This is a genomic window from Enterobacter sp. PGRG2 (assembly GCF_030291195.1).
Classification (GTDB): Bacteria; Pseudomonadota; Gammaproteobacteria; order Enterobacterales; family Enterobacteriaceae; genus Enterobacter_D.
This window is the reverse complement of sequence record NZ_CP127837.1, coordinates 2717356-2731906: the sequence shown is the minus strand read 5'-3', so window position 1 is coordinate 2731906 and position 14551 is coordinate 2717356. Positions and strand designations below refer to the sequence as shown.

At 56.4% G+C, this 14551-nt stretch carries 15 protein-coding genes; 5 read left to right on the top strand and 10 right to left on the bottom strand.

Annotated elements, in window-relative coordinates:
- Positions 1–33: 33 nt before the first annotated feature.
- The 9 genes from rlmC to nfsA form a co-directional block, all read right to left on the bottom strand.
- Entirely contained in the window at positions 34–1161 is a 1128-nt protein-coding gene (rlmC, locus tag QRD42_RS12050; RefSeq protein WP_321987216.1) for a 23S rRNA (uracil(747)-C(5))-methyltransferase RlmC, read from the bottom strand.
- A gap of 42 nt (positions 1162–1203) precedes the next feature.
- Positions 1204–1668, bottom strand: a complete 465-nt coding sequence (locus QRD42_RS12045) for a YbjO family protein (protein WP_072569426.1) — start codon at positions 1666–1668, stop codon at positions 1204–1206.
- An 81-nt stretch (positions 1669–1749) separates the two neighbouring features.
- Positions 1750–2595, bottom strand: coding sequence for a putrescine ABC transporter permease PotI (potI, locus tag QRD42_RS12040; RefSeq protein ID WP_072567989.1), 846 nt, complete (start codon positions 2593–2595; stop codon positions 1750–1752).
- Positions 2592–3545 carry a putrescine ABC transporter permease PotH gene (gene potH, locus QRD42_RS12035; RefSeq protein WP_318374152.1) on the bottom strand — a complete coding sequence of 318 codons (954 nt, stop codon included), beginning with the start codon at positions 3543–3545 and terminating at the stop codon, positions 2592–2594. The genes potI and potH overlap by 4 nt, the downstream gene beginning before the upstream one ends.
- A gap of 9 nt (positions 3546–3554) precedes the next feature.
- On the bottom strand, positions 3555–4688 hold the full coding sequence (gene potG, locus QRD42_RS12030; protein WP_321987215.1) for a putrescine ABC transporter ATP-binding subunit PotG: 1134 nt from the start codon (positions 4686–4688) through the stop codon (positions 3555–3557).
- Positions 4689–4837: 149 nt separating this feature from the next.
- Positions 4838–5950, bottom strand: a complete 1113-nt coding sequence (gene potF, locus QRD42_RS12025; protein WP_072567986.1) for a spermidine/putrescine ABC transporter substrate-binding protein PotF — start codon at positions 5948–5950, stop codon at positions 4838–4840.
- 347 nt (positions 5951–6297) lie between these two features.
- Positions 6298–6777: a YbjN domain-containing protein gene (locus tag QRD42_RS12020; protein ID WP_072567985.1), complete on the bottom strand. Its 480-nt coding sequence runs from the start codon at positions 6775–6777 to the stop codon at positions 6298–6300.
- An 86-nt stretch (positions 6778–6863) separates the two neighbouring features.
- The gene (rimK, locus tag QRD42_RS12015) at positions 6864–7766 is read right to left on the bottom strand and encodes a 30S ribosomal protein S6--L-glutamate ligase (protein WP_321987214.1); all 903 of its coding nucleotides are present in this window, start codon (positions 7764–7766) and stop codon (positions 6864–6866) included.
- A 72-nt stretch (positions 7767–7838) separates the two neighbouring features.
- Positions 7839–8561, bottom strand: coding sequence for an oxygen-insensitive NADPH nitroreductase (gene nfsA, locus QRD42_RS12010; protein WP_321987213.1), 723 nt, complete (start codon positions 8559–8561; stop codon positions 7839–7841).
- Positions 8562–8733: 172 nt separating this feature from the next.
- Here nfsA and QRD42_RS12005 point away from each other — a divergent pair, with 172 nt between their 5' ends.
- Complete coding sequence (locus tag QRD42_RS12005) at positions 8734–8997, top strand: GrxA family glutaredoxin (RefSeq protein ID WP_072567982.1); 264 nt, start codon at positions 8734–8736, stop codon at positions 8995–8997.
- Positions 8998–9016: 19 nt separating this feature from the next.
- Here QRD42_RS12005 and QRD42_RS12000 read toward each other — a convergent pair whose 3' ends face one another.
- Positions 9017–9388, bottom strand: coding sequence for an inner membrane protein YbjM (locus tag QRD42_RS12000; RefSeq protein WP_072567981.1), 372 nt, complete (start codon positions 9386–9388; stop codon positions 9017–9019).
- A 282-nt stretch (positions 9389–9670) separates the two neighbouring features.
- On the opposite strand from QRD42_RS12000, the gene QRD42_RS11995 reads away from it, so the two are divergent.
- The 4 genes from QRD42_RS11995 to QRD42_RS11980 all read left to right on the top strand — a co-directional run bounded on the left by QRD42_RS11995 (position 9671) and on the right by QRD42_RS11980 (position 14511).
- On the top strand, positions 9671–11356 hold the full coding sequence (locus QRD42_RS11995; RefSeq protein ID WP_318363524.1) for an aspartate:alanine antiporter: 1686 nt from the start codon (positions 9671–9673) through the stop codon (positions 11354–11356).
- A gap of 243 nt (positions 11357–11599) precedes the next feature.
- Positions 11600–12340: a DUF6216 family protein gene (locus tag QRD42_RS11990; RefSeq protein WP_321987212.1), complete on the top strand. Its 741-nt coding sequence runs from the start codon at positions 11600–11602 to the stop codon at positions 12338–12340.
- A gap of 103 nt (positions 12341–12443) precedes the next feature.
- Positions 12444–13232, top strand: a complete 789-nt coding sequence (locus QRD42_RS11985; RefSeq protein ID WP_321987211.1) for an OBAP family protein — start codon at positions 12444–12446, stop codon at positions 13230–13232.
- A 70-nt stretch (positions 13233–13302) separates the two neighbouring features.
- Entirely contained in the window at positions 13303–14511 is a 1209-nt protein-coding gene (locus tag QRD42_RS11980) for an MFS transporter (protein WP_321987210.1), read from the top strand.
- The last annotated feature ends 40 nt before the right edge of the window (positions 14512–14551 follow it).

The following is a 14551-nucleotide window of genomic DNA, read 5'->3' as shown; positions in this document are numbered from 1 at the left end:
AGTAGGCCGGGTAAGCGCAAGCGCCACCCGGCATTAATCACGCACCAAAAACGTCAACACTTCGTAATGCGCGGTATGCGGGAACATATCAAACAGCTGCACACGCTCGATGCGGTAACCCGGCAGTTCGCGCAAATCCTTCGCCATCGTCTGCGCATTACAGCTGGAATAGATAATAAATTGCGGGGCCATACGGCTCAGGTAATCACACAGCGCGTTGCCGATACCGCGGCGCGGCGGGTTGACCAGCACCAGTTCCGGCACCTCGCCCTGCGCGGTGGCGAAACGCGTCGAATCCAGCGCCTGAAACTGTATGTTTTGCAGCCCCAGCGCCCGGGCTGACTCCCTGGCGCAGGCAATGGCTTCCGGGGCGATCTCGATACCCGTCAGCTTCATTTCCGGCGTGGCGCAGTGCAGGCCAAAACCGCCGACGCCGCAAAACAGATCCCACATGTGCGTCACCGGCAGCGCCCGCACCCAGTCCCGCGCCGTAGCGTAAAGGCTTGCCGCCACCTGCGGGTTGGTCTGGAAGAAACTCTGCGGGCGGATCCACAGCGGCACGCCGTTAAAGTTCTCGGCCAGCGCCTGTTGCCCGGTGAGATAAATCTCCTGCTCCCCTTCCATGATCGCCATATGCACCGGCTGAATATTCGCGGTGATGACTTTCAGCTGCGGCAGCTGCGCCTGCAATTCCGGCAGTGCTGCGCGCAGCTGGGCCAGTTTGGCATCGGAGCGCAGCACAAAACGCAGCATCATGCCGCCGTCCTGCTGGCTTTCGGTGAGTAACAGATATTTGAGTTCGCCGCGTTTACGCGCCACGTTGTAGGGCGTGAGGCCCGCGCGGGCGATAAAAGGCTTTAACGCCGCAAAGACCGGGTAAAACGAGGCCGGATAGAGCGGGCAGCCGGTAAGATCTTCCGGCGTGCCGTCACGGTGCAGCATACCGAGCAGCGGTTTTTCCACGCTGCCGCTGACCACCATTTTCGCTTTATTACGAAAGCCCTGCTCCGGGCCGCTTACCGGTGCGCACCACCCGGCTACGGGCATACCTTCCAGCAATGTGCGGAGGTCGTCCATTTTGGCGTCGAGTTGTCGGGCGACGGGCTGTTCGATCCACTGACAGGATCGGCAACGCCCGGCGTCATAGAGTGCGCACTGCATGATGAAAACCTTAAAATTTGCGGGGCGGGGATTGTACCACCGTTAACGCAGATGGAAAAAGCGTCGGCTTGGCGAGGGCACAAACAGCAGAAAAAGGATCAGCAGATCCGGCAGTTTTTGCATAAACAGCGAGTGCAGGATCTCGCGCTTCGATTCGCCGGCAATGCTGAACAGTTCCGGATAGCCATAGCCGAGGGATGCTGCCCACAGATAGCCGGTCGCCACGATCTGCGAGCAGAGATAGAGCCAGCGCGCCCAGTTACGCCCTTTGCCCATGGAAAACGCACAGTAAAATTCGACAAACAGCAGCACCAGACTGCCGAGAAAAATCAGCGTCAGATCCCAGGTCTGCGCGCTGCGACGGACAAAGTCCACCACGCCGCGCACGCCCAGCAGGTCGAAGAGCATGATCAGGTCAACGCAGCGCGTGGTGATGATGGCGATAGCCGCCACCTGTACCAGCGCCGGGACGTTGAGCCGGGCATGCATCCCTGGTCTTTTGCTCATTAAATCCAATGCGTTATCTTCCCTGCGAAAAAAATGCCGCGACAGGCGCGGCATTGCGTTCTTAACGAGATTTTAGTGCCATCAGCCGCGTCTTGCACGCTGGATGTCACGCACTCGCTGCTTTTCTGCCCGCGCCATAATATACCAGGCGATAAAACCAACAATTCCCACCACGCCAAGGATGATCGACGCCAGGGCGTTGATTTCCGGATTGACCCCCATACGCACGCTGGAGAACACCAGCATCGGTAAGGTGGTCGCGCCCGGCCCGGAGACAAAGCTGGCGATCACCAGATCGTCCAGGGAGAGCGTAAAGGCCAGCAGCCAGCCAGAAATAATCGCCGGCATGATCATCGGCAGCGTAATGATAAAGAACACTTTCAGCGGCGTTGCGCCCAGATCCATCGCCGCTTCTTCGATGGACTTGTCCAGCTCCCGTAATCGCGCGGAGATCACCACCGCCACATAAGCCGTGCAGAAGGTGACGTGCGCCAGCCAGATGGTCAGCATCCCGCGATCCGCAGGCCAGCCGATGGCATGGGCCAGCGCCACAAACAGCAGCAGCAGCGACAGACCAGTGATGACATCGGGCATCACCAGCGGCGCGGTGATCATAAAGGCAAAGCCGTTCGAGCCGCGAAAACGCCCGAAACGCACCATCACCACCGCCGCGATAGTGCCGAGGAACACCGCCATGGTCGCCGCGCAGGCGGCAATCGTCAGGCTTAATCCTACGGCGCTCATCATGGCGTCATCACGGAACAGCTCGCCGTACCAGCGGGTCGACCACCCTGCCCATACCGTCACCAGTTTTGAGCTGTTGAACGAGTAAACCACCAGCATCAGCATAGGCGCGTACAGGAAGGTGAAGCTTAGCACGAGGATCAAAATACGCCACGGCGAGCGCACTACCGGTAAGTTGTTCATGCGTGGTCTCCCGTGCCTTTACTCTGATACTTGTGGAACCACATGATCGGCACAATCAGCAGCAACAGCATGATGATCGCCACCGCCGAGGCCACCGGCCAGTCGCGGTTATTGAAGAACTCCTGCCACAGCACGCGGCCAATCATAATGCTGTCCGGGCCGCCCAACAGTTCCGGGATGACAAACTCGCCCACCGCCGGAATGAATACCAGCATGGATCCGGCGATAATCCCGCCTTTGGTCAGCGGCACAATGACGCTGAAAAAGGTTTTCAGCGGACGCGCGCCGAGATCGAGCGAGGCTTCCACCAGCGAATAATCAATGCGCGTTAAGGCGGTGTAGATCGGCAGCACCATAAACGGCAGATAGGCATAGACGATACCGATATAGACCGCGAGATTAGTGTGCAGAATGGTCAGCGGCTGATCGATAACCCCGAGCCACAGCAGGAAGTTATTCAGCACGCCGTTGTTTTTCAGGATCCCCATCCAGGCGTAAACGCGGATCAGGAACGAGGTCCAGGACGGCAAAATCACCAGCAGCAGCAGGATATTACGCGTCGAGGGTTTGCTGTGCGCCACCGCCCACGCCAGCGGATAACCAATCGCCAGACAGCAGAGCGTGGAAACCGCCGCCACCTGTAACGACTGCAGATAGGCTTCAAAATAGAGCGGATCGTCGGTCAGCTGCAGGAAGTTATTAATGTTCAGCGTCAGGCTGAGCTGCCCGTCTTCCCATGCCATCAGATCGGTATACGGCGGGATCGCGCGCGCCATTTCCGCAAGGCTGATTTTGAAAACAATCAAAAACGGCAGCAGAAACAGCAGGCACAGCCAGATGTATGGCAGGGCAATGACCAGCTTGCGCCCGTGCCTCATCTGCATCCGCGCCAGCCACAGCGTCAATCCGCCCGGCTTGCCAGCACGGGCCGGTGCTTCAGGTATACTCATCGCCGCTCCTTAAACCGTCAGTACCACACAACTGTCGGCATCCCAGCACAGGCGTACTTCATCGCCCCATGTCGGTAAGCCTTTGCGGTAGCGGTGCGCGTTCTGTAACTGCGCGCTGATCATCTGCCCGCTGTGCAGGCGTACGTGATAAATCGACAGATCGCCAAGATAGGCAATGTGCACCACTTCCCCTAAAGCGAAGTTGTAGCCATCGGCAGGCGGATCTTCGCAGAGCATGATTTTTTCCGGGCGCAGCGCCACGTAGACCGGCACGTTGTCCACCACTGAGGCATCGGGATCGACCTTCAGCGGATGCACCAGCCCCGGCGAGTCGATCACCAGGCCGTCTTCCTGACGCGCTTTCAGCAGTCCTTCAAAGACATTCACGGATCCGATAAATTCGGCGCTGTAGCGGGTGGTCGGATGCTCGTAAATCTCTTCCGGCTCGCCAATTTGCACGAACTTACCGCGGTTCATGATGGCGATACGTCCGGCCATGGTCATGGCTTCTTCCTGGTCATGGGTGACCATCACGCAGGTGACGCCGACGCGCTCCAGAATATCCACCACTTCCAGCTGCATACGGTCGCGCAGTTTTTTATCCAGCGCGCCCATCGGCTCATCAAGCAGCAGCAGCTTCGGGCGTTTCGCCAGGCTGCGCGCCAGCGCCACACGCTGACGCTGGCCGCCGGAAAGCTGATGCGGTTTACGCTTGGCAAATTCCGACATGTGCACCAGGCTGAGCATTTCGGCGACGCGGCTGGCGATTTCCGCTTTCGGCAGCTTGTCCTGCTTCAGGCCAAAGGCGATATTCTGCTCCACCGTCATATGCGGAAAGAGCGCATAGGACTGGAACATCATATTGATCGGGCGCAGGTAAGGCGGAACATGGGCGAGATCGACGCCGTCGAGCATAATCTGCCCGGTGGTGGGCTGCTCAAAACCGGCCAGCATACGCAGCAGCGTGGATTTACCGCAGCCGGACGCCCCCAGCAGGGCAAAGATCTCGCCTTTATAAATAGTGAGGCTGACATCATCGACAGCGTGCTGACCATCAAAGGATTTGGTCAGATTTCGGATCTCCAGCAGCGGCGTTAACGCCTTGCGGGACTTCGCCTGTGGGCGGGGGGTAGCCTCATTCACGGGGTGCTCTCCGGCATAGAACAAATATGAGTGCAAACGCACCGGCATGGTGCGTATCGCCGGGCGGCGCTTTGCTTGCCCGGCCTACGGTCCTGCGAACTTGTAGGCCCGGTAAGCGAAGCGCCACCGGGCAACTATTTCAAATGACGTTATTTACCGCTTTTCACTTTGGTCCACGCACGGGTTCTGACGCGGTCGATTTTCGGATCCTGCACTTTCAGGGTGTAAAGCTTGGCGAACACGTCTGCTGGCGGATAGATCGCCGGGTTGTCACGCACTTCCGCGCTCACCAGCGGCGTAGAGGCTTTGTTGCCGTTGGCATAGAACACGTGATCGCTGACGTGAGCAATCACATCCGGACGCATCAGATAGTTGAGGAACTGATACGCTTCGTCTTTGTTTTTCGCATCCGTCGGCATCGCAAAGACATCGAAGAACGCCAGCGCGCCCTCTTTCGGAATGATGTAAGAGACATTCACGCCGTTTTTCGCTTCTTTCGCGCGGTTGGCGGCCTGCCAGACATCCCCTGCCCAGCCGATGGCCACGCAGATGTCGCCGTTCGCCAGATCATTAATATACTGGGACGAGTGGAAGTAACGGATATTCGGACGCAGTTTCAGCAGCAGATCGGTGGCCGCCCCGCTGTAGTCAGAGGCAGTCGAGCTGTTCGGATCTTTGCCGAGATAGTTCAGCACGGTGGCAAAAATCTCTTCCGGGGCATCCAGGAAAGCCACGCCGCAGCTTTTCAGTTTTTCGAGGTTCTCCGGCTTCATCACCAGATCCCAGCTGTCGATCGGCACGTCTTTGCCCAGCGCCGCTTTCACTTTATCGACGTTAAAGCCGATGCCGGTGGTCGCCCACAGGTACGGCATCGCATATTTGTTTTCCGGATCGTGCTTCGCCACCAGCTTCAGCACTTCCGGATCCATGTTCTTCCAGTTCGGCAGTTTGCTCTTGTCGAGGGGCTGGAACACGCCAGCGGTCAGCTGACGCTCAAGGAAGCTGGCGGACGGCACCACCAGGTCAAAACCGGTGCTGCCGGCCATTAATTTGCCTTCCAGCACTTCGTTGGAATCGAATACGTCGTAGACGACTTTAATGCCCGTCTCTTTTTCGAAATTCGCTACCGTGTCCGGCGCAATATAGTCAGACCAGTTATAGACATGCAGCGTTTTTTGTTCAGCGGCGAAGGTGCCGGCAGTGACCGCCATCAGTGCACCCGCAACCAGACCGGACAGCCATTTTTTATTCAGGGTGGTCATATCTCATTCCTTCTGGAAAGTTCGTTAACATTCGAACTAAATCGTCGCCTTTACGCTATGCAAGAATCGTGCATAGTTTGTCACTCACCGCTGCAACGGATAATTTGAATTACCCGGCAGACGCTGCATGCTATTGAAGCCCCGCAAGAATAACTGTAGCCAGGGTTCGAGGCTATAGGTCAGATTAAAAAACGCCTTTTACTAATTTTTTATGCACGATCAGTCTATGTGATAAGCCGAAACGGCCTGAAGTGGGGTGAAATATTCTTTAAAGAATAGTTAAAAGCAGAATAAAACGAGGAATTATGCAGCCGCCATGGCAGCGACTGCGTTTAAATCAGGGGCGCTTAGTGAAGAAAATTGTGCGGCGCGGCGTCGGCGTTCGGATCCTCTTCTTCGCTGGTAAACAGCATCTGATGCGCGCTGGCCTCAAGGATCACCATGGAAATCTGTTCTTCGCTCTGGCGCATAAACCAGGAGAACTGTTTAAAAGTAATGCCAGGCGCGGCGAATAAAGACTGGCAAACCACCAGCTTTGGCAGATTATCATCCTGTATATCCAGGAAGGCTTTCACCGTCAGCGAACTGGCGTTGATCGCCGACAGATCGGACGCCAGCGGCAGCAGCGCTGAGGGCTTCACTTCCGCCATCGCCGAGAAGAGAATAATGTCGTCAACCAGATCGACTTTGGCATCGTAAATACCGTCGAAATTCTGCATATGCGGCAGATGCAATGCCTGGCAGGTATCACACTCATAAAAACTGATGCCCAGCTCGTCAAGCCACTGACGTAACGTGTCCAGACCGGGAACGACGAGTGAATCCATAGAATGTGCTACCTCTTAAAAAATTATGCGGCCATTAGCTTACGCAAAAATGCCGATCCATACCATTGCCGAAGTCGATAAACCGCTCAGCCGCCGGTTTTCAGACAGAAATCCGGCGTGGCCTGGCGCTCGATCCAGGCGATCATGCGGTCGGCGATATCCACGCCGGTGGTTTTTTCAATGCCTTCCAGCCCCGGCGAGGCGTTAACCTCCATCACCAGCGGCCCACGGTTCGCCCGCAGAATATCCACGCCTGCCACGTCAAGGCCGAGGGTTTTCGCCGCCATAATGGCAATTTCCCGCTCGCGCAGCGTAATGTTCGCCACCGTCGCCGCGCCGCCGCGATGCAGATTAGAGCGGAAATCCCCCGGCTTGGCCCGCCGTTCAATAGCCGCCACCACTTCATCGCCCACCACCAGGCAGCGAATATCTGTCCCCTTCGCTTCCTCAATATACTCCTGCACCAGGATATGCGCGTTCAGCCCGCGAAAGGCGTCGATGACGCTTTCCGCCGCCTGCCGCGTTTCCGCCAGCACCACGCCGATCCCCTGCGTCCCTTCCACCAGCTTCACCACCAGCGGCGCGCCGCCCACCATGTCGATCAGATCGCTGGTGTCATCCGGCGAGTGGGCGATACCGGTCACCGGCAGGTCAATGCCCTGGCGCGCCAGCAGTTGCAGCGAGCGCAGTTTGTCCCGGGCGCGGGTGATGGCAACGGATTCATTAAGGGGAAAGCTGCCAAGGATTTCAAACTGGCGCAGCGCGGCGGTGCCGTAAAAGGTGATGGCCGAGCCAATGCGCGGGATCACGGCGTCAAAAAAGGGCAGCTGGCGGCCTTTATAATGAATGGACGACGCCGCCGGACTGATATTCATATAACAGGACAGCGGATCGAGGATCTCGACGAGATGACCGCGACGTATCGCGGCTTCGCGCAGGCGTTTGCACGACCAGAGCGTTCCATCCCGGGACAATATGGCAATTTTCACCCTGCACCTCTCTGACAAGACCTGGAAAAGCCTGCGTATAATACACGCAGGCGCGCGCAGGATGAACGTGATTTATCGCGTTGCCCAGCCCTGCTGATGCAAATAATCGAGAATAAAGGGGCGGTTTTCTTTAATGATGGTGCGGCGAATATGATCGCTCCAGGTATCGCGGCGATTATTGCTGCCGCGGGTCAGATAATACTCCGCCAGTTCATCGTCATAGGCCGCAAGTAAAGCATCATCCACCGGCTGGTAGCGATTCTCATGCACCACCATGGCCGCAGGCAGGCGCGGCTTCACGTCCGGGTTATCCGCGGGCCAGCCAAGACACAGGCCGAACAGCGGCAGCACATGTTTCGGCAGCGCCAGTAATTCCGTGACCTCCACAATGCTGTTACGGATACCGCCGATGTAAACGCCGCCAAGACCCAGGGATTCCGCCGCCGTCATGGCGTTTTGTCCCATCAGCGCGGTATCCACCACGCCAAGCAGCAGCTGTTCCGCCAGGCCTAACTGCGCGTCCGGGCAGATCTGCAGGTGGCGATTGAAATCAGCGCAGAACACCCAGAACTCCGCCGCCTGCGCCACATGCTGCTGTCCGCCGGTCAGGGTGACAAACTTTTCACGCAGCGCCGGATCGGTTACGCGAACAATGGAAGAACACTGTAAAAAGCTGGAGCTGGACGCCGCCTGTGCGCTAGCAATGATGGCATCGCGCTGCGCCCGGGTAATGGGCTCACCGGTAAAATGACGAATGGAACGATGGGCAAGCAGCAGGTCAATAGTCGGTGTCATTACATCTCTCCGGGTAAAAAAGGCTGCGATTATAGATGAAATTATCTGACAGCTTTTGGCGAAACATAGCCTTACGATATCAGACCAACAGGTAAAACCTGCTTTCCCTGCCTGACCATAATCGCCATGATGGTTCCATTCGCCGTCAGGCCTCAAGCATTAAGGAGAGTGTATGTTCGCTGTAATTTTTGGTCGCCCGGGATGCCCGTATTGTGTACGCGCTAAAGAACTGGCAGAAAAATTAACTGCTGAGCGCGATGATTTTAACTATCGCTATGTGGATATTCACGCGGAAGGTATTACTAAAGCCGACCTGGAAAAAACCGTCGGTAAGCCTGTGGAAACCGTGCCGCAGATTTTCCTCGATCAGAAACACATTGGCGGTTGCACCGATTTCGAAGCGTACGCCAGAGCCAATCTTGGCCTGTTCGCTTAACAGTAATAAAAAAGGGGCGTTAACTCCGCCCCTTTTTACTCATCATGCTACTGACAAACAGATAGCACAGCGCCCCCAGCGCGCACCAGAAAACCGCACTGAATAACCACGCCAGCTCCTGCCAGAATTCACGCTCCTGCGCGATAACCATGCGCATCAGGACAAAGCACAGCGGCGCGGCCAGCATCGCTCCCATCAGCGGCAACAGCACCTGACGCTTACGGGATACAAAGCTTGCGACGGCACCGGGTATAACAAAAAACAACAGGCCCAGCTCCGGATGACCAGACGCGCGAAACGCCCCTTTCATCTTCAGCGCCAGTGACAGACACACCACAATAAACAGCAGAAAGCAGCAAAACGCGCTTGCCCAACCACGTTTAGATTTCAAACAATCCTCCTGACACTGCCTCTATCAAGCGCCTCGTGCGTTCCTGCGGAACGCCCGGTCAGATAAAGCTTTGCAGCAATCCTTGCCAAATTACCCACCCACTTACATGCACGATTCTGACTAGCCGTGGTTTCTTAATACGACTAAACTACGGCCTGATTATGTTTGCAGGCTATTTTTGGTCAGTGAATTTGTTTTAATTAACGTCTGGCCTTAAGCAAAACATTAGCGCAATTTATTATTTCTTTCAACAGCTTACAAGTAAACAAGAAGTTAGACTCCGTGAATATAAACGTCGCAGATTTGTTAAATGGGAATTACATACTGTTATTATTCGTGGTACTGGCTCTCGGGCTCTGCCTCGGAAAATTGCGCCTTGGCTCCATTCAACTGGGTAATTCCATTGGCGTTTTAGTCGTTTCTTTATTACTGGGCCAGCAGCATTTTGCGATTAACACCGACGCGCTCAATTTAGGCTTTATGCTGTTTATTTTTTGTGTCGGTGTGGAAGCCGGACCCAACTTTTTTTCAATTTTCTTCCGCGACGGCAAAAACTATCTGATGCTGGCGCTGGTGATGGTCGGCAGCGCGCTGCTTATCGCTCTTGGTCTGGGTAAATTATTCGGCTGGGATATTGGTCTGACGGCCGGGATGCTCGCCGGATCCATGACCTCGACGCCGGTGCTGGTGGGCGCTGGCGACACGCTGCGCCACTCGGGTATGGACAGCGGGCAGCTTTCCACCGCGCTCGATCATTTAAGCCTCGGCTATGCCTTAACCTACCTGATTGGCCTGGTCAGCCTGATTGTCGGCGCGCGTTATCTGCCTAAACTGCAACATCAGGATTTACAGACCAGCGCCCAGCAAATCGCCCGCGAGCGCGGCCTGGATACCGACGCCAGCCGCAAAGTCTATCTGCCGGTGATCCGCGCCTATCGCGTGGGGCCGGAGCTGGTGGCGTGGGCCGATGGTAAAAACCTGCGCGAACTGGGCATTTATCGCCAGACGGGCTGCTACATCGAGCGCATCCGCCGCAACGGCATCCTGGCCGCGCCGGATGGCGATGCGGTATTGCAGATGGGCGATGAGATCGCGCTGGTCGGCTACCCGGATGCCCATGCGCGTCTGGATCCGAGCTTCCGCAACGGTAAAGAGGTGTTTGACCGCGACCTGCTGGACATGCGCATCGTCACCGAAGAGATCGTGGTGAAAAACCATAACGTCGTGGGTCGCCGCCTGGCGCAGCTGAAGTTAACGGATCACGGCTGTTTTCTTAACCGCGTGATCCGCAGCCAGATTGAGATGCCCATTGACGACAACATTCTGCTTAACAAAGGCGATGTATTGCAGGTGAGCGGCGACGCGCGACGGGTGAAAACTATCGCCGACCGTATCGGCTTTATCTCCATTCACAGCCAGGTCACGGATCTGCTGGCCTTCTGCGCCTTCTTTATCGTCGGGCTGATGATCGGCATGATCACCTTCCAGTTCAGCAATTTCAGCTTCGGCATCGGGAACGCCGCCGGTCTGCTGTTCGCCGGGATCATGCTCGGCTTCCTGCGTGCTAACCATCCGACTTTTGGTTACATCCCCCAGGGCGCGCTGAATATGGTGAAAGAGTTCGGCCTGATGGTATTTATGGCTGGCGTCGGGCTGAGCGCGGGGAGCGGTATCGGTCACGGGCTGGGCGCTGTCGGCGGCCAGATGCTGGCGGCAGGTTTGCTGGTCAGCCTGGTGCCGGTGGTGATCTGTTTCCTGTTTGGCGCTTATGTGCTGCGCATGAACCGCGCCCTGCTGTTCGGCGCCATTATGGGCGCACGCACCTGCGCTCCGGCGATGGAGATCATCAGCGACACCGCACGCAGTAACATCCCCGCGCTGGGCTACGCCGGGACTTACGCCATCGCCAACGTGCTGTTGACCCTTGCCGGTACGCTGATCATCATTATCTGGCCGGGGCTAGGATAAGTCTCAACCTGACCGGAGTGGCAAATTATTTATGCTTTCGCGAGAACTTTTCCGCAAAGCGCCAGTCATAACTATTGCCACTGCTTTTCTTTGATGTCCCCATTTTGTGGAGCCCATCAACCCCGCCATCTTTGGTTCAAGGTTGATGGGTTTTTTATTGCCTGAAATTTGTGACAAGATAACCTGAACCTCAGGCGCGTCCCCCCTCTCCCGGACACCTTCATTACCAGGCAAGGAGGCACTATGAAGAGTTTTGATTCTGTCGCAGATATTATCACTAACGAATTTATGACCTCTCCGGTGGGTACACTGACCGGCATCTTCAGCTTAATTGGTGGTATTTACGCTGTATTCCTTCTGATAAGAAAGTTTCTTACGGCTCCCATTAAAGGAAAATCGGAATTTCTTTCGCAGGCAGGTATTCCGGCATGGCCGCTACGGCTTTTTTATGTCAGCCTTCCCTTAAAGACGATCCCGAAAAATACCCGAACCGATCTATTCTTTGGTTTTCTGCTTATCATCTTTGGCGCAGGTTCGGCGTCATACCTCTCCGCTATGCACATTAAAACCCTGCTAACACCGCAGGACTGGACATTGCTGGTGTATAAGCCCACCAATGAATTCTTTTATTTAACCCATGACAGCGCAAAATCCGCATCGCTATTTTCCGGTCACTCCTTAGTCGTAACGGCTGAGCAATGTGACAAAACTCCGGTTAACACCCTGGCGCAGCGAAGCAGACTGTCCGGGGATCTGACGGGATTCATTTGCGACATGTTCAGGAGAAAGGAACATACCCGGTACATTTCGCAAGAAATTGCCAATTTTGAGAAGAGTAAAACCGTACTCTATGGCGCGCTAAGCACATTTGAAACCGGTTTATTTTGGCTGGCGATCAGCGCGATATTGACACTGTATTACCGAAAAATAGTTCGGCAACATATTATCGAACAACACAAAAAAGCTGAAAGCTATCTTATGTAATGATAAAGACACGCTAATGACGTCATGTTCTTCATCACACTGCTCCCGTAAATCCCATTACCGTCTAAGGTTATTAGACCCTGAACAGTCTTACGGAGCTGAGATGAAATTCCCCCTGTACCTCCTTACTGCCCTTATTCTTTCCGGTTGCGGCGGCAGCAGTTCACCCTCAAAAGTCACCGCGCCTGGCGCTGAAACCTCCGGTAAATTGCAGCTGCTGGAATCCGGCGCCAGCGTGATGCAGTCCAGGCCGCCGATTGACGCCATCAATACTTATCTCGACGGCTTCCATTTTTATAACGGCGATCAGAATGGGCAGATGGAAGCGCACCATTACGTCACCGTATTGAACGAAGACGTGATGCAGGCCGTGATTTACGACGGTAATACCCGCGATGCCAAACTGATGGGCGTGGAATACATTATCAGCGAGCGGCTGTTCAATACCCTTCCGCCTGAAGAGAAAAAACTCTGGCACAGCCACCGTCATGAAGTGATGTCGGGCAGCCTGATTGGCCCTGGCTTGCCTGCGCCTGCGGAAAAAGCGCTGATGGGCAAAATCGTTAATACCTACGGTAAAACCTGGCACACCTGGCACACCGATCGCGACAAAACCCTGCCGCTGGGCATTCCGGCGCTGATGATGGGCTTTACCGCTGACGGCCAGCTTGATCCCGCTCTGCTTGCCGAACGCGATCGCCTTTTTAACGTGAATACGAAAGAAATCCGCGAATCGCGCCGCGATCTGGATGCGCACCCGGTCGCCCCCGGTGCCGATGCCTGGCAGCGTGGCGAAGTGATCCAGCTTAAGCGTGGACAGGGCGGCGGCGAGCATGCGCACGGTAAAACCCGCTTTGCGCCTGCGGAAAAACGCCCGGCAACGGTTCAATAATAATTAACATTGCGGGTTTACCCTCTTTTGCAGAATGCCGTACACTTTTGCTTCACAACGGAGATTTTGCATGAACGCACTGACGCACTCGCCCCGCAAGGCACTGCAACGCCGCACCTGGGCGTTATTTATGTTTTTCTTTATACCCGGCCTGTTAATGGCTTCCTGGGCCACGCGTACCCCCGCGATACGCGACACCCTGTCTGTTTCTACAGCCGGGATGGGCGTGGTGCTGTTCGGTTTGTCCGTCGGCTCGATGAGCGGCGTCCTCTCCTCCGGCTGGCTGGTTAAGCGCTTCGGCACCCGCAGCGTTATCCGCACCGCCATGTCCTTCAGCGTGGTCGGCATGATTATCTTAAGCGTGGCGCTGTGGTTCGCCTCGCCGCTGCTGTTCGCCTGCGGGCTGGCAGTATTTGGCGCGAGCCTCGGCTCTGCCGAAGTGGCGATCAACGTCGAAGGCGCGGCAGTGGAGCAGGCGCTGGATAAAACCGTGCTGCCGATGATGCACGGCTTCTACAGCCTCGGTACCCTGGCGGGCGCAGGCGTCGGCATGGGGCTGACGGCGCTCGGCGTGAGCGCTAATCTGCATATTCTGCTGGCGGCGCTGGCCACCATTATGCCGATTATTATCGCCATCACCGCCATACCGGACGGCACCGGCAAGGGCTCCTCTGAGGAGAACGGTCAGGGCGGTAAAGGCGTGCCTTTTTATCGCGATGTCCAGCTGATGCTGATCGGCGTGGTGGTGCTGGCGATGGCCTTTGCGGAGGGTTCCGCCAATGACTGGCTGCCGCTGCTGATGGTGGACGGGCACGGGTTCAGCCCGACCTCCGGCTCGCTCATCTATACAGGCTTTACGCTGGGTATGACCGTGGGACGCTTCACCGGCGGCTGGTTTATCGACCGCTACAGCCGCGTCGCGGTGGTGCGCGCCAGTGCGTTGATGGGCGCACTGGGCATCGCGTTGATCATCTTTGTGGACAGCGCCTGGGTGGCGGGCGTGTCGGTGATTTTGTGGGGACTGGGGGCATCACTCGGCTTCCCGCTGACCATTTCCGCCGCCAGCGATACCGGCCCGGATGCGCCGACGCGCGTCAGCGTGGTCGCCACCACCGGCTATCTGGCGTTTCTGGTGGGACCGCCGCTGCTTGGCTTCCTCGGCGAGCACTACGGTCTGCGCAGCGCGATGATGGTGGTGCTGGGGCTGGTGATCATTGCCGCGCTGGTGGCCCGCGCGGTGGCGAAACCTGAGCCACAAAATCAGCCCTGCGAGAATTAGTTCTGATGTGCCCGGCGGCGCAAGCTTGCCGGGCCTACAG

What these genes read in the sequence shown, in the direction of transcription:
- QRD42_RS11990 (WP_321987212.1), top strand. Translation starts at nt 11,600, where the DNA reads ATGAAGAGTTTTGATTCTGTCGCAGATATTATCACTAACGAATTTATG.
- potI (WP_072567989.1), bottom strand. Translation starts at nt 2,595, where the DNA reads ATGAACAACTTACCGGTAGTGCGCTCGCCGTGGCGTATTTTGATCCTC.
- QRD42_RS12045 (WP_072569426.1), bottom strand. Translation starts at nt 1,668, where the DNA reads ATGAGCAAAAGACCAGGGATGCATGCCCGGCTCAACGTCCCGGCGCTG.
- nfsA (WP_321987213.1), bottom strand. Translation starts at nt 8,561, where the DNA reads ATGACACCGACTATTGACCTGCTGCTTGCCCATCGTTCCATTCGTCAT.
- potF (WP_072567986.1), bottom strand. Translation starts at nt 5,950, where the DNA reads ATGACCACCCTGAATAAAAAATGGCTGTCCGGTCTGGTTGCGGGTGCA.
- QRD42_RS12005 (WP_072567982.1), top strand. Translation starts at nt 8,734, where the DNA reads ATGTTCGCTGTAATTTTTGGTCGCCCGGGATGCCCGTATTGTGTACGC.
- rlmC (WP_321987216.1), bottom strand. Translation starts at nt 1,161, where the DNA reads ATGCAGTGCGCACTCTATGACGCCGGGCGTTGCCGATCCTGTCAGTGG.
- QRD42_RS12020 (WP_072567985.1), bottom strand. Translation starts at nt 6,777, where the DNA reads ATGGATTCACTCGTCGTTCCCGGTCTGGACACGTTACGTCAGTGGCTT.
- QRD42_RS11985 (WP_321987211.1), top strand. Translation starts at nt 12,444, where the DNA reads ATGAAATTCCCCCTGTACCTCCTTACTGCCCTTATTCTTTCCGGTTGC.
- potH (WP_318374152.1), bottom strand. Translation starts at nt 3,545, where the DNA reads ATGAGTATACCTGAAGCACCGGCCCGTGCTGGCAAGCCGGGCGGATTG.
- QRD42_RS11980 (WP_321987210.1), top strand. Translation starts at nt 13,303, where the DNA reads ATGAACGCACTGACGCACTCGCCCCGCAAGGCACTGCAACGCCGCACC.